The 22,708-nt window shown below is 49.1% G+C and carries 25 protein-coding genes; 16 read left to right on the top strand and 9 right to left on the bottom strand.

Going from position 1 to position 22,708, the window contains the following annotated elements; all coding sequences use genetic code 11:
* Window positions 1-14 precede the first annotated feature (14 nt).
* On the top strand, window positions 15-869 hold the full coding sequence (locus LBCZ_RS09025; RefSeq protein ID WP_025013765.1) for an alpha/beta hydrolase: 855 nt from the start codon (window positions 15-17) through the stop codon (window positions 867-869).
* A 104-nt stretch (window positions 870-973) separates the two neighbouring features.
* On the opposite strand, the gene LBCZ_RS09020 is transcribed toward LBCZ_RS09025, so the two are convergent.
* Complete coding sequence (locus LBCZ_RS09020; RefSeq protein WP_025013764.1) at window positions 974-2,002, bottom strand: helix-turn-helix domain-containing protein; 1,029 nt, start codon at window positions 2,000-2,002, stop codon at window positions 974-976.
* Window positions 2,003-2,147: 145 nt separating this feature from the next.
* Here LBCZ_RS09020 and LBCZ_RS09015 point away from each other — a divergent pair, with 145 nt between their 5' ends.
* Entirely contained in the window at window positions 2,148-3,200 is a 1,053-nt protein-coding gene (locus tag LBCZ_RS09015; RefSeq protein WP_039638840.1) for an IS30 family transposase, read from the top strand.
* Between the two features lie 193 nt (window positions 3,201-3,393).
* Here the strand turns inward: LBCZ_RS09015 and LBCZ_RS09010 are convergent, their stop codons facing one another.
* On the bottom strand, window positions 3,394-4,131 hold the full coding sequence (locus tag LBCZ_RS09010; RefSeq protein ID WP_025013091.1) for a sulfite exporter TauE/SafE family protein: 738 nt from the start codon (window positions 4,129-4,131) through the stop codon (window positions 3,394-3,396).
* 231 nt (window positions 4,132-4,362) lie between these two features.
* On the opposite strand from LBCZ_RS09010, the gene LBCZ_RS09005 reads away from it, so the two are divergent.
* Entirely contained in the window at window positions 4,363-5,766 is a 1,404-nt protein-coding gene (locus LBCZ_RS09005; protein ID WP_025013092.1) for an MFS transporter, read from the top strand.
* Window positions 5,767-5,849: 83 nt separating this feature from the next.
* On the opposite strand, the gene LBCZ_RS09000 is transcribed toward LBCZ_RS09005, so the two are convergent.
* From LBCZ_RS09000 to LBCZ_RS08970, 7 genes are all read right to left on the bottom strand, one after another.
* Window positions 5,850-6,482, bottom strand: coding sequence for a TetR/AcrR family transcriptional regulator (locus LBCZ_RS09000; RefSeq protein WP_025013093.1), 633 nt, complete (start codon window positions 6,480-6,482; stop codon window positions 5,850-5,852).
* Window positions 6,479-8,095, bottom strand: coding sequence for an ABC transporter permease (locus LBCZ_RS08995; RefSeq protein ID WP_025013094.1), 1,617 nt, complete (start codon window positions 8,093-8,095; stop codon window positions 6,479-6,481). Before LBCZ_RS08995 ends, LBCZ_RS09000 begins: the two co-directional genes overlap by 4 nt.
* Window positions 8,082-8,999 (bottom strand): ABC transporter ATP-binding protein, encoded by a 918-nt coding sequence (locus LBCZ_RS08990; protein WP_025013095.1) that lies wholly within the window; start codon window positions 8,997-8,999, stop codon window positions 8,082-8,084. Before LBCZ_RS08990 ends, LBCZ_RS08995 begins: the two co-directional genes overlap by 14 nt.
* Before the next feature lie 340 nt (window positions 9,000-9,339).
* Window positions 9,340-10,128 (bottom strand): NADPH-dependent oxidoreductase, encoded by a 789-nt coding sequence (locus LBCZ_RS08985; RefSeq protein ID WP_052253352.1) that lies wholly within the window; start codon window positions 10,126-10,128, stop codon window positions 9,340-9,342.
* An 88-nt stretch (window positions 10,129-10,216) separates the two neighbouring features.
* Window positions 10,217-11,062 (bottom strand): DUF1129 domain-containing protein, encoded by an 846-nt coding sequence (locus LBCZ_RS08980; protein ID WP_025013096.1) that lies wholly within the window; start codon window positions 11,060-11,062, stop codon window positions 10,217-10,219.
* A gap of 2 nt (window positions 11,063-11,064) precedes the next feature.
* Window positions 11,065-11,406 carry a PadR family transcriptional regulator gene (locus LBCZ_RS08975; protein ID WP_025013097.1) on the bottom strand — a complete coding sequence of 114 codons (342 nt, stop codon included), beginning with the start codon at window positions 11,404-11,406 and terminating at the stop codon, window positions 11,065-11,067.
* A 170-nt stretch (window positions 11,407-11,576) separates the two neighbouring features.
* Complete coding sequence (locus LBCZ_RS08970; protein WP_025013098.1) at window positions 11,577-12,083, bottom strand: GNAT family N-acetyltransferase; 507 nt, start codon at window positions 12,081-12,083, stop codon at window positions 11,577-11,579.
* A gap of 48 nt (window positions 12,084-12,131) precedes the next feature.
* Here LBCZ_RS08970 and LBCZ_RS08965 point away from each other — a divergent pair, with 48 nt between their 5' ends.
* From LBCZ_RS08965 to LBCZ_RS08905, 13 genes are all read left to right on the top strand, one after another.
* Complete coding sequence (locus LBCZ_RS08965) at window positions 12,132-12,689, top strand: RNA 2'-phosphotransferase (protein ID WP_025013099.1); 558 nt, start codon at window positions 12,132-12,134, stop codon at window positions 12,687-12,689.
* A 76-nt stretch (window positions 12,690-12,765) separates the two neighbouring features.
* Entirely contained in the window at window positions 12,766-13,023 is a 258-nt protein-coding gene (locus LBCZ_RS08960) for a hypothetical protein (protein WP_010491358.1), read from the top strand.
* Window positions 13,024-13,307: 284 nt separating this feature from the next.
* Window positions 13,308-14,657 carry a CitMHS family transporter gene (locus tag LBCZ_RS08955; RefSeq protein ID WP_010491356.1) on the top strand — a complete coding sequence of 450 codons (1,350 nt, stop codon included), beginning with the start codon at window positions 13,308-13,310 and terminating at the stop codon, window positions 14,655-14,657.
* A 247-nt stretch (window positions 14,658-14,904) separates the two neighbouring features.
* Window positions 14,905-15,234: a hypothetical protein gene (locus LBCZ_RS08950; protein WP_025013100.1), complete on the top strand. Its 330-nt coding sequence runs from the start codon at window positions 14,905-14,907 to the stop codon at window positions 15,232-15,234.
* Between the two features lie 5 nt (window positions 15,235-15,239).
* Window positions 15,240-15,647 carry an acetyl-CoA carboxylase biotin carboxyl carrier protein subunit gene (locus tag LBCZ_RS08945; RefSeq protein WP_025013101.1) on the top strand — a complete coding sequence of 136 codons (408 nt, stop codon included), beginning with the start codon at window positions 15,240-15,242 and terminating at the stop codon, window positions 15,645-15,647.
* A gap of 26 nt (window positions 15,648-15,673) precedes the next feature.
* On the top strand, window positions 15,674-16,798 hold the full coding sequence (locus LBCZ_RS08940) for a sodium ion-translocating decarboxylase subunit beta (protein WP_039639198.1): 1,125 nt from the start codon (window positions 15,674-15,676) through the stop codon (window positions 16,796-16,798).
* A 54-nt stretch (window positions 16,799-16,852) separates the two neighbouring features.
* Window positions 16,853-16,996: an OadG family protein gene (locus LBCZ_RS08935; RefSeq protein WP_032958720.1), complete on the top strand. Its 144-nt coding sequence runs from the start codon at window positions 16,853-16,855 to the stop codon at window positions 16,994-16,996.
* 1 nt (window position 16,997) lies between these two features.
* Window positions 16,998-18,002, top strand: a complete 1,005-nt coding sequence (citC, locus tag LBCZ_RS08930; protein ID WP_025013102.1) for a [citrate (pro-3S)-lyase] ligase — start codon at window positions 16,998-17,000, stop codon at window positions 18,000-18,002.
* The gene (gene citD, locus LBCZ_RS08925; protein WP_032958725.1) at window positions 17,992-18,297 is read left to right on the top strand and encodes a citrate lyase acyl carrier protein; all 306 of its coding nucleotides are present in this window, start codon (window positions 17,992-17,994) and stop codon (window positions 18,295-18,297) included. Before citC ends, citD begins: the two co-directional genes overlap by 11 nt.
* On the top strand, window positions 18,285-19,163 hold the full coding sequence (locus LBCZ_RS08920) for an aldolase/citrate lyase family protein (protein WP_039639195.1): 879 nt from the start codon (window positions 18,285-18,287) through the stop codon (window positions 19,161-19,163). The genes citD and LBCZ_RS08920 overlap by 13 nt, the downstream gene beginning before the upstream one ends.
* Window positions 19,163-20,695 (top strand): citrate lyase subunit alpha, encoded by a 1,533-nt coding sequence (citF, locus tag LBCZ_RS08915; protein ID WP_025013103.1) that lies wholly within the window; start codon window positions 19,163-19,165, stop codon window positions 20,693-20,695. Before LBCZ_RS08920 ends, citF begins: the two co-directional genes overlap by 1 nt.
* A complete protein-coding gene (citX, locus tag LBCZ_RS08910) occupies window positions 20,688-21,236 on the top strand; it encodes a citrate lyase holo-[acyl-carrier protein] synthase (protein WP_025013104.1) in 549 nt (182 codons plus the stop codon). The genes citF and citX overlap by 8 nt, the downstream gene beginning before the upstream one ends.
* Entirely contained in the window at window positions 21,229-22,632 is a 1,404-nt protein-coding gene (locus tag LBCZ_RS08905) for an oxaloacetate decarboxylase subunit alpha (RefSeq protein WP_025013105.1), read from the top strand. Before citX ends, LBCZ_RS08905 begins: the two co-directional genes overlap by 8 nt.
* Window positions 22,633-22,708 lie beyond the last annotated feature (76 nt).

Below are 22,708 nucleotides of genomic sequence, written 5' to 3'. Positions count from 1 at the left end.
AAGTGAGGTGAAGGATGACGAAAAAATGGGGCAAAGTGATGCTCATCATCGGCATCTTTCTGGTAGTGAGTGGCGGCGCGTGGTGGTGGGTGAATCGCGGCGAGGCGCCTTCGACCAAACGCGTTGCCGGGACATATCAAACACCGACATTGTTTGTTCACGGTTTTGGTGGCGGTTATGGCTCGGAAAAAGATATGATCAACGACCTTAGCAAGCATCCCGGTTATCGTCAGGTTTTGCGTTACACCGTGACGAATACGGGACAGCTTAGTGTGAGCGGTTCGTGGTCGCCGAGCGTTCGTCATCCGCTGATTGCAGTTGTGTTCAGCAGCGGGCGGCCAGATGCGACCACGCTGACCAAGATTCTTAAGCAGTTGAAAAAACGTTACGGCATTCAAGACTTTAATGCTGTTGGCCATTCTGCCGGTTCTGCGGCTTGGGCTGATTGGGCAGTCACCAAAGACAAAAAAGGCGAACCAACGTTGCAACGGCTCATCACCATTGCCGGCCCATTCAATGGTTTTCCCGGGATGCCGGGGATGAACAGCGGACAAGACATCAGGTTGGCAAGCGATGGCCGCCCCAGCGTGATGTCTGACCGTTATAAGCCGATGTATGAAAATCGGCGCAATTTTCCCAAGACAGCGGCGGTTTTGAATCTATTTGGCAATCTGGGCAAAGGATCCGATGGCCGCGTCCCTGTCAATTCCGCCCGCTCATTGCGGTATATTGTGGCAGGCCGAGCCAAAAGCTACACCGAGCGTGAAATTACCAACAGCAAGGCACAGCACAGCAAGTTGCATGAGCACAACCCGTTGGTCAACCGGTATCTGTATGAATTTTTGAGCACGGGTAAGATTACGAACTGACTAAGGACTAAAACGTTAAAAAGGCATCGCCCACAATCTCTGCGTGAGGCAATGCCTTTTTGGTTACATATGATTTGTTTGTTACAACATTTGTATAGGGTCAGCTAATCGGCGTACTGCTTAAGCAATTCGTTATATTCAGGGGTATCTTGTAAAAATGCCAAGTCTGGGTCAAGCACAACGTTCTGAACGAATTGCTTGCGTGCCACAGCTGGCGATTCCCGCGGTTTTGGTTGGGGCAGATGCTGGAAAACCTTGGGGAAGGGTTGATCTAGATTGTCAGCGAATTGCCGGATGACCGCCACTGCCCGTTTGGCATCCTTGGTCGCCTCGGCGAGTTGTAATTCGGTTTCAATAACGAAAGGACTGTTCATATGGAGCGCTTGGTCCAATGCTTTGGCGACCTTCACATATTCCTCGGCAGTTGCCAGCTGGTGGTCAGCAATGGCCACTTGAGTTAGCAGGCCGAGTACTTGTCCTAGAGCACCATAATCGCAACCCAACAGTTTCTCGCCTTCAACATAGGCCTCAGCCAGCTGACCACGTTTTAACTGCAATTTAGGTTTTAACGCCCAGGCAGTTACCGTTTCGGTAGGTAACGCAGCAAGTTGCTTTTCAGCCGCGTCGAATTGCTCTTCACTGAGATAAAAATTGAAAAGACCCAGTGCAGCAAGTTGTGCCTGTTGCAAATCGGAGCTTTGCTCAGCCGCCTCGTACAACTTAATAATCCGTTGTTGTACGGGAGGCCAGTCGTCTTTGGGAATCTGGGGCTTCAGCGTGTCCAGAAAAGGCGCCGCCATCATCTGTAGTTGTGAAACTGATGGATAGTCGCGCAACTCCTGATCAACCAGCGCAACGGCGGCTTGCCAACCATCTTTTTGTGCTGTCATGGTCAACTTGGTAAAAAAATCTTGAAGGGCTGCTGGATCTAAGTCAGAAGAAAAGTCCAGTAATTTGTTGATGTCCGTGCCGAGGTTACGCGCCAACACAGGTAATAAGGTAATGTCAGGATAAGATGTGCCTTTTTCCCATTTGCTGACAGCAGGAGCGGAGACGCCTACTTTTTGCGCGAGTTCTTCCTGCGTTAAACCGGCAGCTAGCCGCTTGTTGCGTATAATTTGGCTCAGTTGCATGATGTTCACCCCTCATTTTTATTCGCGCATTTTAGAATCAAGTTAGCCACTGTCTCAAAATTTTTTGGACAATAAAAAACATCAAGAACAGATATCCTGTATCATTGAAGTTCCTACACAAACAATGGAAGAGGATATTGTCTTGATGCAGAAACAGGATAGCACACACCGCCAAAAAGGTCAGCACTTAACATCACTCGAGCGCGGAAAAGTGGCCGGATTCCACCAAGCTGGGAAGTCCAATCGTTGGATTGCTGCTGAAATTGGCGTCTGCCCGCAGACCATTAATAATGAAATCAAGCGAGGTACAGTAGATCAGGTCAAGAAGAGTAATGGCAAGCGCGTCTACCATCGACAATACCTGCCAGAGGCTGCTCAGGCACGTTACGAGACTGCACGCTTGAGCTGCCATCGTCCTGACAAGTTCGCCAGCGTACAGGTCTTCTTAGCCTGGTACGTACAGCGAGCTAAGCAGGACAAATGGTCGCCGGATGCTTCAATCGGCTATGCCAAGCGACACAAGCTGTTTACTCCTGAAGAGCTTGTTTGTGCCTCGACTTTGTACCAGTACATTGACGACCAACGCCTAGAGATTCGAAATATCGACCTGTTGGAGAAGACTAAGCGGAAGACCTCTCACCAGCACCACACCAAGGCTAAGCGCCTGGCTGGCCGCAGTATCGAGGAACGGCCTAAGGTCGTTGAACGACGCAGGCAGTTCGGTCACTGGGAGATGGATACCATTGTCGGTAAACGCAATGGCAAGGAGAGCGTCATCTTGACTCTGATTGAGCGCAAGACCCGTTGCCAACTTCTCCGCTTGATCGAAGGACGAGATGCAGACTCTGTGAGCTATGCATTGCGTGGAATCAAGCGCGAATGGGGAGCTTGCATCAAGACCATCACAGCCGACAACGGACCCGAGTTCACCGCCTTAAATACTGCTTTTGCTGGGACGGAAACTGAGATCTTCTACGCCCATCCTTACACGTCCTGCGACCGTGGCACCAACGAGGCACATAACCGGATGATCCGCCAGGACTTCCCTAAGGGCATGTCCCTAGATGACATTAGCCCTAGTCAAGTGCAGGCCACGCAAGACCGCTTGAATCAGTTGCCTCGCAAACAACAGGGCTACTGCACACCCCAGCAAAACTTTGAGGCCGAAGCTCGGCGCGTTCGCCGCATGGCCCAGTAGTCTCTCTAGCGCCACAACTTCTATTTGATAACGGCCTGTTCTGGGATTGTCCTCAACGACTGGCTAACTTGTTCTTGCAATTTACGCCTCATTTTTATTTGTTCTTTAGTTTCATTATGCAGAGAGGCATCAGTAAAAACAATGGAGGCGTTTTCAAGTCTGCCGCAAATTTTTTAACTGCTGGTTAAGTCGGCTACAACACCTGATTTACGGCCATCACGATCAACAAAACACCAAGAACGGGACGCAAGATGGCGGTGAGTAACCGCGGATCGAAACGGTTGAGGATGCGCGGGGTAATGGCGGCACCTACCAGCGATCCGAGCATCAGCAAGCCGCCCACTGTCCAGGCAATCGTGCCTTGGGTCGCGTGCAGAAGGCAGCCAATGATAGACAATGCAACCAACGCATAAGAGGAAGTGGCGGCTGCGTGGGGCATATCCAAACCCATTAACATCAACCCGGCCATAATCGGTCCACCGCCGCTTAAGCCGGCAATGCCGACCATCAAGCCGCTAATGATGCCCAGCACATAGGCAAACCAAGTGGGCTGGCCGGTCTTCTTGGCGTGACGAGCAAACGATTGTCGTAGCATCTGCACGCCGAGCACGACAAAAATGATGGCGATGGCCCATGAATAAATTAGTTCAGGAATGTAAGGCGCCGCCAAGCTGCCGACAATTGTGGCCGGAACAGCGGTGAGCAGAATCCGATTGCCGGCGTGAAACCGCATATTGCCAGTGCGGTAGTGACTATAACAGCCTACCGCCAGTGCCGGAATGGCGGTAAAAAGTGAGGTTGCCGCAGCCGTACTTGGCGACAAATGCGCGACGCCGGTCATAATACCAAGGTAGAAAGCGCCACCGCCGCCACCCATTGTCATAATAAAAGCCCCAACCAAAAAGCCGAGGAGAATCAAAACGATTGTCATGAGATTTCCTCCAAGTGGGATGCCCGGTGATTGCCGGGTATCCGCACAGCATATTTCGCTAAACACGCTTGATAAAATAATTTTTATTAATTGATTCCATATTAGCGCACTTTTGCTCTGACTTTCAGAAAAAGTGCTAGCCAAAATTCTGGTTTTCACAGAATTATTTAAATTTCAAGATTGTTACTGAAAATGGCCCGGCTTATCATGGAAGATAAAGGGAGGCCGATCATGGCAAAAACAACCATCGAGCAAAAGGAAAAGAACGCGCGTCATGCCTTATTTGTCATCACCATTGTGGCGCTTATGTCGTTTTTCGGGGTTTTAACGGAAACATCCATGAATGTCACGTTTCCGACGTTAATGCATGATTTTCATGTTTCTTTGACAACGGTGCAGTGGGTGACGTCAGGCTATCTTTTGGCGGCGGCACTTGTCATGCTTAGTTCAGCTTACATGAAACGCCGCTTTACCAATCGCCAGCTTTTCATTACGGCGGCGCTACTTTTCATCATCGGCGACTTGATGTGTGCCTTAGCGCCGGTGTTCTGGGTGTTATTGCTTGGACGCTTGGTTCAGGCTGGCTGTGTCGGCTTGTGCGGACCATTGATGGTCAACATTATTTTGGACACGGTGCCCACTAGCAAACTGGGAACATATATGGGTATTGCAAATCTCATCATTCTGATCGGACCAGCCTTGGGACCGACTTTTGGCGGGGCCATCGCCAACTTTTTTGATTGGCGGATGATTTTTTGGAGCACCTTGCCGTTTGCGACTTTGCTGCTCGTATTGGGGCAAGGGCGTATTAAGCAATATACGCCGACTTCTGCGTTTGCATTTGACTGGCTGCGGTTTGCGACACTGGGTGTTGCTTTGATTAGTTTGACGCTCGCTTTAAACGGTATCAGCGAGCATACCTGGCTTATCGCAGGTGTGGCCGGTGCTGTCGTGCTCGTGGCCATGGTTGCCTTTTTATGGTTGTCCAAGCATCATGCCAAGGCGCTGTTTAAGTTGGATGTTTTTCATGACGGTGGCTTTTTGTACAGCTTTCTGCCATATATTTTGATGCAGTTTTCCAATGTGGGGATTAATTTTTTGCTGCCGAATTATGTACAGACTGTAGATGGTGCCAGTGCGTTTGTCGGTGGGCTGATTTTGCTACCAGGCAGTGTCTTTAATGGCCTGGGACAGCCGGTGTATGGCTGGATGCTGGATCATTTTGGCGGGCGGCTGCCGCTTTTGCTGGGCAACAGTCTGTTTACGGTTGGGATGCTGGGCTTTACGATTTGGGGTCGCCATATCGGTGTGTTAGGCGTGACGATCCTGTATCTGATCTTCGCCATTGGACGGTCGATGGCATTCGGCAACAGTACGGCTTACGGCTTGAAGGTCATGGCCCACCAGTATCAAAGCGACGCCAACGCTTTATACAGCACCGGCCAACAAGTCACCGGATCGATCGGCACCACGGTCTTGGCCGGGATGATGACCGCGGTCACGGTGCCCGGTCTGACCCATGCCCAGAACGTCGGCATTGGCAGTCAATTAGCTTTTGCACTACTACTCTCGATCGGCTTGGTCAACTTCGGCTTTTACGCGCGTTTGTTTAAACTGACGAAAGCAAAAGTTTGATGACAGGTTAGAAAGACTCAGACAACTGACCTCAAAATCTATTGCGAGGCGTTGTTTGAGTCTTTTTTTCATAAAACAAGTAGCTAGTCAGGTAAAAAGCCATGCTCCACGATCTTTAACTGTCGATTCATTTGATCAACCACCGCCTGCAGGTCTTCAAAGTTGCGGTACTTGCCAGTGGCGATTAGCTGTGTTGTGACCGTGGTTTGTTGGGCAATAAGCGCAGAAACCACACTGAAAATGTCATCAACGGAAATCCCTTGCCGGCGTGGTAATTGTTCGATTTTTTCACGAAAAATTCGATTAGCTTCCGCGGAAATAGTTTGCGTTTCCTGCTGGATTTGTTGCTGCAGCGGTTGGGGAAAATGTGGTAAATCTGCATAAGCTTGCATCATGAGGCGGTATTCGGCAGGAAAGGCTAATTGCAGTTTCATCTCGTATTTCACTGCCGCTGACATCATAGCGGCTAACCCCGGGGCGTCTTGCCATTGGTGCGGATCCATATGGGCATAGATCCGCTGATAAGCGGTTTTAAAGGTGTCGAGGTATAAGGCTTGTTTATTGCCAAAATAATGAAAAATCAAGCCCTTTGAGACTCCGGCAGTTGCAGCAATTTGATCGGTTTTGGTTTTTGCAAAGCCTAATTGTCCGAAGGCATCAGTTGCTGCTTGTAAAATTCGGGTTACTTTTTGCGGGTCGGTGACGACTTTTTTCATACGCTCAGATCCTGTCGACGATATCCGGCAACGCCGATGATGAAGAGGATCACGGCACTGACAAGCATGATGACAAGCCATGATTGACCCAAAGGTTTGACCGGAACATCAGCGATCCAGCCAAAAGGAGTAAAATCGCCTGCATGTTTGGGCAGTGAAAACAACCCATGAAAGACCTGTACGATCAGCCCGGCGCCCATATAAAGCCAGAAGAGACTGCTTAGTTTTGGCCACAAACCGGCTAGCGCAATGCCTAACGCGATAAATGCCAGGACTGCAGGCAGACCACCGATGAAGAGTCGCCCGAGATACTTTACCGGTAGCGGTTGGTCTAGGACCGCATTGCCCGTCAAAAATAAGGCGAGCAACCCGACAGAAAGCACCGAAATGCCCACGAGTAAGGCCCAGCAGTTGTAACTGGTACTGATCGTGGTCCGCGTTGGCTTTTCCGCGTGAATGATGCCAAGATAGCCCAGCCGGTCGTCGTGCTTAAGGCGAAAGGCAATCTGAACCCCCGCGGTGACGGCCAAAGCGACAAAAATGGCCATATACATCGCCAGAAACGAAAGTACCATGGTTTGATTGGCGGCGTGAATTTGCTTGACGTCTAAGAGCTGGCGATAAATCGGGTTGGTTTTAAGAATATCGCCAACGCCGCCCAGAACACTGCCCATGACGCCGCCGAAAATAACCGCACCAATCAGCCAACCGGACAGCAGACCGCGTTCGGTACGCCAGATCAAAGCCGGCATCGATCGTAACCACGGCGCTGCGGTGGCGCGACCTTTTCCTTCCGCCAGCACACCGGCGCCGAGATCGCGACTTTGCGCAATGGCCATGGCAGCACCACAAAGCAAGATGCTGCAAGCAAGGCCGAGAAATAGCGGCGTGAGCTGATTTTTCGTATAAAAGTCGACCTTTTCAAACCAGCCGATTGGGGAAAGCCAGGTAAATTGCTGGTGGTTAAGATCGGTGACGAGCCGAATGAGATAGGCGGCGGCTAAGACCATATAACTTAACATGCTGGCGGTGCGGGTATTGTTGGCCAGTTGGGCGAACAGCAAAGCGATGCTGCCGAAAACCAGATTGGCGATCAGCATGGCAATGGCGAACAACAAATCGCCGGCCATGTCAGTCCCGTCCATGTTGACAGCGAGCAGCGAGGCGAAGTAGGCGGCCGCCATCACAAAACTGACCAGTAGCAGCTCCCAAATGGCGGCGGTGACGTCCGCTGTGCGCCCGACATCGCGCGCCCGGACCATTTCCAACAAGCCGCTTTCTTCCTGTCCACGGGTGTCGCGAATCATCAGCGGCATGACCCACAAGGCTTGTAAAATGATCATAAAAACGACCATCACACCGGCAAAAATGATGGCAGCGTTGTAAGTGCTAACCTTAGGCGTTGCGCCAAACATCGCGGCCATCCCCGGTGCCTGCAGCATTTTGACAATGTCTTTTGAACCGGAAGCCCCGTTAACGAAGGCTGCTTCTAATTTCACGGCACCGCTGAGAATCATCATGATGAGAATGACTAGCCAGACAACCGAAAATTTGAGATTTTGTTTGAGGTTGGCTTTTAAAAGATAGCCAGCATGCCGATTATTCCGCCGCATGTGATTCACCCAGCTTTCCGTAATAACGCATAAACAGATCCTCTAACGTTGGCGGTGAGACCCGCAAGTCTAGGATTGAATCGTTCGCTATGGTCTGCATAATGCGACTCAACTCATCGCGATCGGCCGTGAAGACCGCTTTGGTGTGGTCGGCCGCTGCAAATGTCAAATCGTGAACACCAGCAACACGAGCTAAACCATCATTGGCTGTTGTTATCGTGACTTCGACTTTTAGCCGCGCCAAGTGCTGCATCTGGTCTAAATTGCCGCTTTCAATCACACTGCCGTCACGGATAATCACGATCGAATCGCACATCCGCTCCACTTCTGACAAAATATGACTCGATAGCAAAACACTTTTACCTGCCTGCTTAAGCTTAAGGACTTCCTGTTGAAAAGTCTGCTCATTAAGTGGGTCAAGGCCAGAAGTCGGTTCGTCAAAAATATACAGGTCCGCATCTTGCGACAAAGCGGCAATCAGCGCGACTTTTTGCCGATTGCCTTTGGAGTAGGTGCGGGCTTTTTTGGTTGGATCAAACTTGAATCGCTGCATTAAGTCATCGGTTTTCTTGTTATGGTCGCGGCCGTTTAACCTAAGCAGCAAATCGATAATTTCGCCGCCGGACAGATTCGGCCATAAATAAACATCACCGGGAATGTAAGCGATCCGGGGATGAATGACGGCATCATCACGCCAGGCATCGTGACCAAATACGGTAACGCTGCCAGCGGTTTTCTTGAACATGCCTAAAATGATGCGAATCGTCGTCGATTTGCCTGCACCATTAGGCCCTAAGAAGCCGAGTATCTGTCCTGAGCTCAACGTGAAGCTGACATTCTTCAACGCCTCAAACTTGCCGAACTTTTTTTGAACGTGATCTAATTCGATGACATTGGTTGCCATGGTAGCCTCCTATGAATGCGATCCTGTTAAAAGATGCTGGCATTCTGCTTGAAAGGTAGTACTTGCGGCTCGTGTTCCCGTCGTATTTTCCTTTTCGCCTGAAGTATAGTTGTGATTGACTGACGGGTCAATAGGAAATTGACTGATTGGTCAATGAACTTCGATAGGCGCAGTCTAAAGCGTCATGCTGAACCAACTATGAAGGGTGGAAGCCATCAAATTATGGAACCGACGTCTTTTAAAGTCGCGGCAAAAAAGTCGACCGCCTGATCATTTCATCAAGCAGTCGACGTGTCGGTAATTTGTGCGCATTTTAAAACTTTTATGCAAAAAGCAATTTTCAACTTTCCGGGAAGAAGCCCTGACGCCGCATCACCTTGAATAGGTCATCACGTTTGGCTGGCGTGTGCGTGGCTGCGCTGACCGCCAGATCGGTGTAAGTTTCTTCGCGCGGGTTGCCGTGACGGGTGGCGTAGTAATCATGCACCGTACGATTATAATCGGCCATTGCATCAGTAGCCGGTTCCGGTTCGCCATAGTGATTCGTGAAGGCGACCAGTGATTCGGGCATACGTGGCTTTTCATCAGGATGCTCATCCGGGAACCCGATTGCGAGCCCTAATAACGGGAACGTGTACTTAGGCAAATGCAGCAAATCGATCAAGGCTTGCGCATCATTTTGAATACTGCCTAATGTGACGGTGCCCAAGCCGAGACTTTCAGCTGCCACAACCATGTTCTGCAGCGCCAAGGTGGCATCGGCACTTGCCTGCAAGAACTTATCCATCCGGCCGAGGCGGTCAAGGGGTTGCTGTGCCGCCTTGGTTAAGTCGGCGACGCGGTGCAAGTCGGCAATGAAAATAAACAGTTCGCCCGGTCCATTCAGGTAAGTTTGCGTACTCATCGCCGCAATTTTGGCCCGAATTTTCGGATCAAGAATATGGATGACCGAAAAAAGCTGTAAATACATGGAACTTGCGGTGTGCTGGGCAACATCCAGCAGCGTCTGAATCGTCTGATGGCTGAGGTGCTCAGGTTTAAATTGCCGGATAGAGCGGTGATGGAGCTGACGACGAATGGTTTCGTTTTGGGTCAAAAAGGTCACTCCTTCAATCAATGCGTATGCCATCTATTGTAGCTGAATATTGTGGTGGGGATGTACTTTTAGTTGGAAAAGATAACTTACCGTTAAGGACTTTGTGGTGACGACAGGCTTTTTAATGACGATGCCGTCGTTCTCCCAGCCACCAGATTAACACGCCGATGCCGACTCCCAAGAGGATTATGAAGACATAAAACAACCATTGCCACTTTCCGAAGTCGATCTTGGTTCTGAAAAAGGAACGTGTGGCTCGCAAATAGACAAGCAAACCGAGAATGAGTATAAACAAGCTGAAGTAGTAAATCGGACGCTCAAGTTCAGTGAGGTTATGGATAAACGGCAAAATTGCCGCAATGATCAACCCTAAAATAATGACGGTGAACGAAGTATGGGCAGAAAGGCGGATTTGCCAGCTGGTTTTGAGAAATAGCAAGACACTGACCATGATGCCAAATAGTATCACACCGAGAATAATAATTGCCGTTAGTTGAAGACGAGACGGTTTGGCAAAAGCGTGGCTGCCGACGTACCAAAGCGCACCCCACGCACTGACAATCGCGATGCCGGAAGCCAGCAACAAACTTCCGGCATCGAAGGTTACGTTTGGATAGGTCAGACGCGGCAGCCACAAAATAAACATCATCATTGCTGCCAATTTTAAGTTAAACCAGATAAAATTGCCGATACGCAGGGGGATTGTCTTTAGTAATTCAGTTGCCGTTTGTTTGGGGTCATGATCAAAATAAGTCATTGCATCCGTTCCATCATTTTGAGCATCAATGAGATCCTGTAAAATACCTAGCAAACTTTCTTCTAATTGATATTCTCCCCGGAACAAGTTTTTACCACGCATGTAAACCAGCAAATCTTCGTAGTAATCGCGGTTGGCTTTTGTCAGTTGTTTACGTAATTGATTGTTCTCAGCTGCTATTTTATTGATAGCTTCCGTGCGCTTGTTCATGGCTAATCCCTCCTGGGTTGGTTCGCAATGATTTGATCAACGTGACTTTTGAGATCATGCCACTGCAAGATGAATGTTTGCCTGGCTTTTTCGCCATCTGCCGTGATCGCATAATACTTGCGACTTGGTCCGTCCGGCGATGGGCGCATATGACTTGTCAAGAGGCCTTTCTTTTCCATTGTCATTAGCAGGGGATAGATCGTCCCTTTAGGAACATTTTCGAAGCCGAAAAGATTAAGCGATTCGCTGATGGCATAGCCATATTGTTCTTTGCGGGCGAGCAAGATGAGCAGGCACCCTTGTAAAATGCCTTTTAGCATCTGGCTGTTGTCGTCTCTCGCCATCAGTATCATCCCTTCGCCTAATATGTTTTGCACACTAGTAGTTTAAACCGAAACGACTAGTGTGTAAAACAAAATAGCCGACGAAGATCGCCGGCCAAGGTTCCCATATTTTAATTTGAAAGAAAGCAAATATTCTTAATTTTAATGGAACATAAGACATCACTCTTATCTTATGAGTCACTTACTGGTGTTACAGCTTTTGTCATGTTAAACCAAACTTCGCCTGCGTGAGTGGAGGCTGCTTGTCCATCATTGTGGAAGCCGGCGTGCTCGTAGAAGGGGATAAGGCGCTGAAGGCAGGTTAAGGTAATGGCGATGCGGTTTTGCTTGCGCGCGACATCGCTCATTTTGGCTAGGAGTTGGCGGCCAATGCCGTGATGTTGCAGATCAGGCGCAACTGCAAGACTCAAAATTGCAATATACGGCGCAGCTGCCGAGTTAGGCTGGCTGGTAACAAATAAATCGTCGGTAATGGTTGACTGTGAAGTGGCTGGTCCAACAATATAACCCGCAATTGTTTGATCAGTCCGCGCTACAATAAACGTGTCAGGATAATGAATGATGCGGGCCGCCATGCTGGAACGACTGGCAGCCTCCTGGGGTGTGAAGCCTGCCTGTTCGATTCGCATAATGGCGTCAAGATCGGTTAAGTTCGCTGTAGAAAAATGCAGTTTCAATGTCATGCCTTCTTTGCTTTGTCAATTTGAAAAACGAGGTGGGCATCAATGGATAAGCGACTCGTCAGAATCAGTAAAACATTAAGCCTGATCTTGCGGCACCATCCGGAAAAAATCGGTGTCAAACTGGATCGCTATGGCCGCACGGATCTGGAAACGTTGATTCGGCGATTCAATGCGCATTACCAGATGCACCTTGATCGCCAGGTGCTTGATGACATTATGACACAAAGCGGTAAGCAACGGTTTGCGATTGAGGGGAGCACCATCAGAGCGGTGTACGGCCATAGCGTCCCGGTCTTGCCGTTAATGCCGGCGCGGCGTCCGCCAATCTGGTTATATCATGGCACGTCACATCAAGCAGCCGCTTTGATTGATGTTGAAGGGCTTAAACCAATGGACCGCGATTTTGTCCATCTTTCCGAGAATCCGAAAATGGACTGGCAAGTTGGTGTGCGGCATGACCCTCATCCGGTTATTTATCGCGTGGCCGCGCAATCGGCAGCAGCTGCCGGTGAAACTTTTTATCCGACAGGGAGTCAGGTTTGGTTGGTGCATGCAGTTCCCCCGGCATTTTTAACCCGAACAACATCCCCAACATCGTGACGAACGCCCGCTTTTGGCCGGAAACGTTCGTTTTTTTATGTTAGTATTAGGCATACTTAAAAAAGGAGGTTCTATCATGAAGGCTGATGCACCTGATGATTTACGGTTAAATCCGAAACAGTTCGCCAATCTTGTTGTGGGATCACACCAAGTTCCAGACGACAAAGATCCGGAAGCCATTGTCAAACGAAAACTGACGCTTTATCTCACTGCTTATTACTTAGCAGAGCGGTTTAATGAGTTGCAACAGGAAACATTGGACCACGCTCCGTCACGGGAAAACTTTCACCAACTGTTGAAAAAGTTGGAAGACGAACGCTTTCAGGATTGGTAGACTAACACAGAAAAACGCTTCTGTATTAGTCCATTGTGAAATAAGTATCAATTGAAAAGTGTTCTTTTTCAATTGCTCCCATCGTATCATTTAAAAATGCCTCCGTTGACTTAAAACCGAATTTTAAGCCGATGAAGGCGTTTTCTTTTTCTTGAAAATTTTAGTTTTCCCTTAACCGTACAATTGTTCTTTTGGTGTTCTAAAGACGCAAAATCGGCCTTTTCGTGACAGAAATCACGTATCATGTGGATAGCGACAAAAACTTATGAAAAGAGGTTGGGACTATGTTACTCACCGTCATTGCTTACGCCATGATTATTGTTTTCATGTACGTCATCATGACCAAGAAGCTTTCACCATTCACTTCTTTAGTGATGATCCCGCTGCTGTTTGCAATTATTGCGATGGTGGCAGGCGTGGCGAAGAAAGGGACGATCGGCGATTTTGTGTTGAAGGGTCTGACAACGACCGCTAACACAGGGATCATGCTCTTATTCGCTATTCTGTATTTTTCCATTATGCTCGACGCCGGTCTGTTCGATCCGATTACAGCCCGGATGATCAAGATCGCGAAAGGCGACCCGATGAAAGTGCTTATGGCAACCGCGATTGTTGCGATGGCAGTTTCACTTAACGGGGATGGCACTACAACGACCTTGATCTGCTGCTCGGCATTTATTCCGATTTATAAGAAACTCAACATGAATATGATGAACCTCGGTGTTTTGATTATTTTGCAAAATACGATCATGAACCTGCTTCCTTGGGGAGGACCAACTGCTCGGGCCATGGCAGTTTTGAAGGTTGATGCCGATATTTTGACGTATTTATTGCCAGGTATGATTCTGGCCTTGGCTTATGTTGTTTTCTACGTTGCACCGCACATGGGTCGCGCAGAACGGAAACGCTTGGGTGTTCGGGAATTAACCGATGAAGAAATCGATGAGATGACGTCAGTGGTTGATCCTGAAGTTTCCGAAATTCGCCGTCCAAATATGTTTGCTTTTAACGGCATTCTGACCATTGTGCTCATTGCCTGGTTGGTGGCAAGTTCCTTTATTAAGGCAATTGCAATGCCACCGCTTTTGCTCTTCTTGGTTGGTACCTGTATTGCATTGATGGCTAACTATCCTAAGTTAGGCGACCAAAGCAAGCGAATCGGTGCTAACGGCGGCGATGCCGTGCAAGTTGTTATTCTGGTTTTTGCTGCCGGGGTCTTCATGGGCTTATTCCAAGGAACCGGGATGGCCGAAGCACTTGCCAAGAGTTTCACCGCGATTATCCCAAGTTCCATGGCTGGCTTCTGGGGATTGGTTATTGCGTTGATTTCCGCACCAGGGACCTTCTTCTTGAGTAACGACGGCTTCTACTTCGGCGTTATGCCGGTGCTGGCAACTGCGGGACGTGCATACGGCTTTACCAATATGCAGATGGCTTTAGCTTCATTAATGGGGCAAGCATTCCACTTGCTTTCACCGTTAGTTGCTTTCATTTATCTATTGCTCCGGCTCACCGGTTTGGACATGGGTAAGTGGCAACGCGAAGCCGGAAAATATGCATTAGGCGTTTTCGCCATCTTCGTGGTAACTGTTATGCTCTTCGGTCATGTGCCATTCTATCTACCACAAAAATAAGCACAATTCAAAAAGACACCGAAAAGCCAATCGTGATTGGCTTTTCCCCGTATTATAAGGTTGATAAGAACCAGAAAATGCATGACGATAACGCTTGATTCGGCATTTAACAACGCCGGCTCATGCTTACATTAACGCGTTTGCTGGTGCAGAAGCTTACCTGTAAGGAGGCCGCCCGTCGTAACACGTCAAAGGCCACTTACACCCGGCTTCTACCCGCACTGGCTCATGCTTAGGGGGTGTGAAAATGTTTAAATGGTTGCATCGGCGAAAACAACCGCAAACGCCAGTTGAATCGGCGCCGGTTAAATCGGTGAATGCTGATGAAGCAGCTCAGGCGCATGAATGGGAAGAGGTACCCAATTATCTGGAAGTTGATCCAGCTAACGAATTAACTGCCAGTTTGATCGCTGCTGCCGTTACTGCGGACGCTGCGCCTGATGCCAAACTCGTGCTTAAACATTTGTATGTTGAAAATCCCGAGGCCAAACGGGTTGGCTTGATTGCCAGCGCGATTGCGGCGGGTGATGGTCATGGGCATTATGTGGTCAAGTCAATTAAGAAAAAGGTGGACTGAAAAAGATGTTGAGAAAATTCAAGATCACGATCGATGGGAAAACCTATCTGGTCGAAATGGAAGAAATCGGCGGTACGCCAGCAGCACCGGCCGCACCAGCAGCACCTGCTGCCCCGGCTGCGTCAAGTGCCCCGACACCAGCAGCACCAACGCCTGAACCAGCGCCGGCGCCTGCTGCTCCGGCTGCCCCGAGTGGTGAAGGTGAAGTTGTAACGGCACCAATGCCTGGCACCGTTACCAAGATTCTGGTTAAAACCGGTGATGCTGTCACCGAAAACCAACCACTGATGATTCTCGAAGCCATGAAAATGGAAAACGAAATTGTGGCACCCAAAGCCGGTACTGTTGGCGAGATCATCGCAACGCTGAATCAAAATGTAAACTCTGGTGATGGACTGATCAGCATTATTTAACAAATAAAGAGGAGGGAAGTGAAGGTATGGAAGCGCTCATTCACGGAATCACAACCATTACGCTAGGCCAAATTGCAATGATGCTGATCGGTGCGCTCTTGATGTATCTGGGTATTAAGAAAGAATACGAACCAACATTATTGGTTCCGATGGGATTGGGCGCCATTTTGGTGAACTTCCCCGGAACCGGGGTTTTAACCCAGGTTGTTGGCGGCACTAAGACGGAAGGGGTGTTGGATGTCCTGTTCAAAGCCGGCATCAACACCGAACTTTTCCCATTACTGATTTTCATTGGGATCGGCGCCATGATCGACTTTGGTCCGTTGTTACAAAATCCATTTATGTTACTTTTCGGGGCTGCCGCTCAATTCGGTATTTTCGCCACCGTCTTCGTTGCCGTTTTCTTCGGCTTCAACATTAAAGAGGCGGCGTCAATCGGGATCATTGGTGCAGCAGACGGCCCAACATCCATTTTCGTCTCTAACCAGCTGGCACCGAATTTACTGGGGGCCATTACGGTCGCGGCGTATTCGTACATGGCGTTGGTGCCAATCATTCAACCGATGGCAATCAAAGCAGTCACGACGAAGCATGAACGTCGCATCCGGATGACCTATCGCGCAGAAGGGGTTTCCAAGACAACCAAAATTCTGTTCCCGATTATCATCACCATCATCGCTGGATTTATTGCTCCGATTTCCCTGCCATTAGTAGGGTTCCTGATGTTCGGCAACTTGCTCAGGGAATGTGGCGTGTTGGATCGATTGTCCAACACCGCGCAAAACGAGCTGGTCAACATTGTCTCGATCCTGTTAGGGCTGACGATTTCCGTTAAATTACAAGCGGATCAGTTCCTGAATATTCAAACATTGATGATCATTGCGTTTGGGCTTTTCGCCTTCATCATGGATTCTGTCGGCGGTGTTCTTTTCGCTAAGCTATTGAATCTGTTCCGCAAAGAAAAGATTAACCCGATGATCGGTGCGGCAGGCATCTCGGCCTTTCCGATGTCAAGCCGGGTCATTCAGAAGATGGCGACGGATGAAGATCCGCAGAACTTTGTATTGATGTATGCCGTTGGGGCCAATGTTTCCGGTCAAATCGGTTCGGTTATTGCTGGCGGTCTTTTGCTGTCATTCTTTGGTGCTTAACATCAATGCACCTGTCAGTTGAGAAGTCTGAACACCCTTGGGAGGTTTTGCGTTATGAAATTTGATCCGACTGCTGTTGAACAGGCTGGTGAATTGATGCTGGTAGGTATGGGCGGCGTGTTTATTGTTTTATTCATCATCTACATTGTCGCCAAACTATTGCTTAAATTTGCACCAGCCAAAAAAGCGGTAAAATAAAATGGCGACGTTAAAGCGCATTTGGTTCGATTTGAACCCGCAGGCCGCTGAAGCCTGGCAGACGTTGCTGGTTGATGCTGGCTTGACTCCGGATCGCCAAGTCGATTATACAGTTGGCATTTTTGAAGGAGACGACTTGCTGGCGACGGGTTCGTTGTCAGGCAATATTATCAAAGAAGTGGCAATTTCACCGACAGCTCAACATGAGAATCTGTTGGCGCAAATTATTCCGGCCCTGCTCGATCGGCTGGATGATGAAGCCATCACGCATAGCTTTGTTTATACCAAACCGAGCACGCTGAAGTTTTTCCAGTCACTGGGATTTAAACAGCTGGCGGCCACCGATTCAGTGGTTTTATTGGAACGGGGCTATCCTAACTTTGCCGATTATACCAAGCTGCTGGAAGAATCTCGCCAATCGGGAAAGCCTGTTGCAGCCATTGTGATGAATGCGAATCCGGTCACCCGCGGCCACGCCTATTTAATCGAACAAGCAGCAAAGAATAATGCAGTTGTTTACGTTTTTGTCTTATCAGCTGAACGATCGATGTTCACGGCAACAGAGCGTCTGGCCTTAGTCAAAAAGGTGGCAGCACGCTGGTCCAACGTGGTGGTTTTGCCGACACAGGACTACATGGTCTCCAGTACCACGTTTCCAAGTTACTTTCTCAAGGATCGGGCAGATGCGGCGATTGCGACCGCGCAAGCCGGACTAGACGCGGCACTTTTTAAACAACGCATTGCCCCGATTCTTGGCATCACCCGGCGATATGTTGGCGAAGAACCGCTTTCGCCGGTCACGGCGATTTACAATCAGCAATTGGCAGCGACTTTTGCTGATGACATTGAATTAATTGTGGTGCCGCGTTTGACGATTGGCGGTTCGGTTGTCAGCGCCACCCGTGTTCGTGCCGCGATCAAGCACCATGACTGGGCCATGGTCGAACAACTGGTTTATCCGGAGGTTTATACAGAAATAAAGGAGCGATCAACTCATGAAAATTAATCATCCCGCAACGGCTGGGACATTAGAGTCAAGTGATATCCAAATCACGCTGGCCCCTGCCGATAGCGGCACCACGATCCAACTGCAAAGCAGTGTTGAAAAGCAGTTTGGCGAGCAGATCCGTGCCGTGATCGCAGCAACTTTGACAAAATTGGGTATCGAAGGGGTTGCGGTAGAAGCAAACGACAAAGGTGCTTTGGATTGTACCATCAAAGCACGGACCATTGCGGCAGCCTACCGTGCAGCGGATAACAAGACATTTGACTGGGAGGAGATCAACGCATGGATAAATTAAGAAGAACCATGATGTTTGTCCCAGGGGCTAACCCGGGAATGTTACGCGATGCCCCCATTTACGGTGCGGATGCCATCATGTTTGATCTTGAAGATGCCGTTTCATTAAAAGAAAAAGATACGGCCCGGATGTTGGTGTACTCAGCTTTGAAAACTTTTGACTATAGCAGCGTCGAAACAGTTGTCCGCGTCAATGCGCTTGATGCTGGTGGCGATCAGGATGTCGAAGCCATGGTACTTGGTGGCATTAATGTGATCCGGTTGCCGAAGACGGAAACCGCACAGGATATTCGCGATGTCGATGCTGTGATCACGGCGGTTGAAGAAAAATATGGTATTGAAGTGGGTACCACGCATATGATGGCCGCAATTGAATCCGCGGAAGGTGTTCTGAATGCGCGCGAGATTGCGAAGGCTTCGTCACGCATGATCGGTATTGCACTTGGTGCGGAGGATTATCTAACCAGTCAGCATACGCACCGTTCTGCTGATGGGGCGGAATTGTCTTTTGCCCGTAACTATATTCTGCACGCAGCTAGAGAAGCCGGTATTTCTGCTATTGATACGGTTTACACGCAAGTCGACAACGAAGAAGGCTTGCGGCATGAAACCGAATTAATTAAGCAACTCGGATTTGACGGCAAATCAGTTATCAATCCGCGGCAAATTCCAGTGATTAACAGTGTCTTTGCTCCGGCGTTGGCTGAAGTACAAAAAGCCCGCGAAATTGTTGCCGGTTTGAAAGAAGCTGAAGCCAAAGGGGCCGGCGTTGTTTCTGTCAATGGTCAAATGGTTGATAAGCCAGTGGTCGAACGGGCTCAATATACGATTGCGCTCGCTAAGGCATCAGGAATGGAGGTAGACTGATGGTCAAGAATAAGCTTAATCGTGAGATTCCGGCACCATACGCCGATCAGTATGGGGTTTATGGTGGCGAGTTTGCCAATATTCGGCCTTATGATGAACATGCGCGGCACATCAAGCCGGTGAAGCCCGATCATAGTAAATTGGTTGCTTCGATTCACGACGCCATTGTCGCCACTGGCTTAAAAGACGGCATGACCATTTCATTCCATCACCATTTTCGCGAAGGCGATTATGTGATGAACATGGTCATGGCAGAAATTGCCAAAATGGGAATCAAGAATCTCTCGATTGCACCAAGTTCAATTGCCAACGTGCACGAACCGCTCATTGAGCACATTAAAAATGGCGTGGTCACCAACATCACCAGTTCTGGCTTGCGTGACAAAGTCGGTGCCGCTATTTCCAGTGGCATCATGGAAAATCCAGTTGTGATTCGTTCCCATGGCGGTCGGGCGCGGGCGATCGCACGCGGCGATATTCACATTGACGTGGCCTTTCTCGGTGCACCAAGCAGTGATGAATACGGCAACATCAATGGCACTAAAGGAAAAGCAACTTGTGGTTCCTTAGGTTATGCCATGATTGATGCCAAGTATGCCGATCAAGTCGTTGCTATTACGGATAGTCTGGTCCCTTACCCGAATACGCCGATCAGTATCCCGCAAACCGACGTTGACTATATGGTTCAGGTTGATTCTATTGGTGATCCAACCGGCATTGCCAAAGGGGCGACCCGCTTCACCAAGAATCCTAAAGAATTAAAAATTGCGGAATATGCCGCAGAAGTAATTACCAAGTCTGCTTACTTTAAAAATGGTTTTTCCTTCCAAACCGGTACAGGTGGCTCATCACTTGCCGTTGCCCGTTTCTTGCGGGAAGCGATGCTGAAGCAAGACATTAAAGCAAGCTTTGCACTAGGTGGGATTACCAATTCCATGGTTGAACTCCTGAAAGAAGGACTCGTTGAAAAGATCATCGATGTCCAAGACTTTGACCATCCTTCAGCGGTTTCGCTTGGAGAAAACGCCGATCATTACGAAATCGATGCCAATATGTATGCTTCGCCACTAAGCAAGGGTGCTGTGATTAACCAGCTTGACATCGCTATTTTGTCAGCATTGGAAATCGATACCGATTTTAATGTCAACGTTATCACAGGTTCTGACGGGATTATTCGCGGAGCATCAGGCGGTCACAGTGATACAAGTGCTGCCTGCAAAATGAGTATGGTCATCGCGCCACTGGTTCGGGGCCGGATTCCAACAATTGTTGAAAATGTCAATACGGTCGTGACGCCAGGCGCCAGCGTTGATGTCGTGGTCACCGAAGTCGGGGTGGCGATCAACCCAGATCGGCCAGACTTGATTGAAATGTTCAAGCAATTGAAAGTGCCACAATTTTCGATTGAAGCGCTTAAAGAAATGGCATACAAGATTACCGGAACGCCGGAACCGATTCAATATGGTGACAAGGTCGTTGCGTTGATCGAATATCGGGATGGTACCTTGATCGATGTGGTCCACAATGTTTAAGTTGTCAGTTTTGGACGGTCCACAAGTTGATCTCGGGCAAATGCTCGCAGCTAAAGATGCCAGGATCGTCAAGGAACGTGAATGGTTGACCGCTCATCCCGAAACCGTTTTGTTGCATGTGACTTTGCGAATTCCAGGTCCGGTTAAGACTGGCCAGCGAGTGGTCGCAGTCTTTTCGGCGGCAATGCAAGCGCTAGAGGATCAACTGGGTGAAGCAGTGCAGGAAAGCCAAATCGAAGCCTTGGCAACTGGCCCCGAAGCTTATTTAGCAGTTCGGCTGTCACCGATCACCTTGAAACGCTTGATGGTCGGTTTTGAGCAGCAACAGCGTTTTTGCGATCTGCTAGATTTGGACGTGGTGACGTTAAAAGACGGGAAACTGCATCAGATTTCGCGCGCTGATCTTGACTTGCCACCGCGCACCTGCTTGGTTTGCGGCGGGGATGCCAAGGCCTGTGCTCGATCACGTCGTCACGGGCTGCCTGAAGTTCAACAAGTGGTTGAAGCAATCATAAAGGAGGGTTGGACCACACATGGCTAAACAAAAAGTCCAATTTATGGAAACCGTGTTGCGTGATGGCCAGCAGAGTCTGATCGCCACGCGGATGCCGTTAAGCGACATTCTGCCAATTTTAGGCAAAATGGATGCTGCCGGTTATCATTCGTTAGAAATGTGGGGTGGGGCCACCTTTGATGCCTGCCTCCGTTACTTGAACGAAGATCCGTGGGAACGTCTGCGCAAGATTCGTCAAGCTGTGAAGCATACCAAGCTGCAGATGCTGTTGCGAGGCCAAAATTTACTGGGCTATAAAAATTACGCTGATGATGTTGTCACCGATTTTGTCACAAAGTCGGTCGAAAACGGCATTGACATTATTCGGATCTTTGATGCCTTAAATGACACGCGTAACTTGAAGACCGCGCTTGAAGCTACCAAGAATGCTGGCGGTCACGCACAACTGGCGATTAGTTATACCACCAGCGAGTTCCACACGGTTGATTACTTCATCAAATTAGCCAAGGAAATGGCAGATATGGGTGCCGATTCGATTGCGATCAAAGACATGGCAGGCATTTTGACGCCACAGAAAGCTTTTGATCTCGTGACCGGCATTAAGCAGGAGATCACTGTGCCGCTTGAGGTGCATACGCATGCAACCGCAGGCATGGCCGAAATGACGTATCTCGAATCCGTGCGCGCAGGGGCTGACATCATTGATACCGCCGTTTCCCCATTTGCCGGCGGTACCAGTCAGCCAGCGACTGAATCAATGTTGGTAGCTTTGCAGGATCTCGGTTATCCGACCGACGTCAAGCTGGATACAGTGAGTGACATTGCCAGTTATTTTGCCCCGATTCGTGATCGATTCCGCGATTCTGGACAGCTAAACCCGCGGGTCAAGGATGTTGAACCGAAGTCATTGATTTATCAAGTGCCAGGCGGAATGTTGTCTAACTTGCTGGCTCAACTCAAGGATCAAGGGCAGGAATCCTTATACGGGGATGTTTTAAAAGAAGTTCCTCGCGTCCGCGCCGACTTAGGGTACCCACCGCTGGTAACGCCATTATCACAAATGGTCGGCACCCAGAGCTTGATGAATGTCATGAGCGGTGAGCGTTATAAGTTGATTCCAAAAGAAATCAAAGATTATGTTCGCGGTCTCTATGGTCGCCCGCCTGTACCGATTTCTCCGGAAATGACCAAGAAAATCATCGGTGATGCATCAATCGTGACGACACGTCCGGCTGATTTAATCGAGCCGCAAATGCCGAGATTCCGTAAAGCAATCGCCAAATACGCTCATTCAGAAGAAGACGTTTTGAGCTTTGCTTTGTTCCCTGATCAAGCCAAGGACTTTTTAGGTCGGCGTGAAGATCCATTCTACGATGTTCCGGTTCAAACAGTTGATTTGACGTTTGATCCTACCCATAACTGAGTTTCATGACCTGTGCCATTTAGCGGATAAATCGATTTTCGCTGGAAGAAACATGGGTCAAGCCGTTAACCGACTA

Origin of the sequence: Lacticaseibacillus casei DSM 20011 = JCM 1134 = ATCC 393 (assembly GCF_000829055.1) — a bacterium.
Taxonomy (GTDB): Bacteria; Bacillota; Bacilli; order Lactobacillales; family Lactobacillaceae; genus Lacticaseibacillus; species Lacticaseibacillus casei.
Note: the sequence above shows the minus strand (reverse complement) of the source record. Positions and strands in the feature narration are given on the sequence as shown.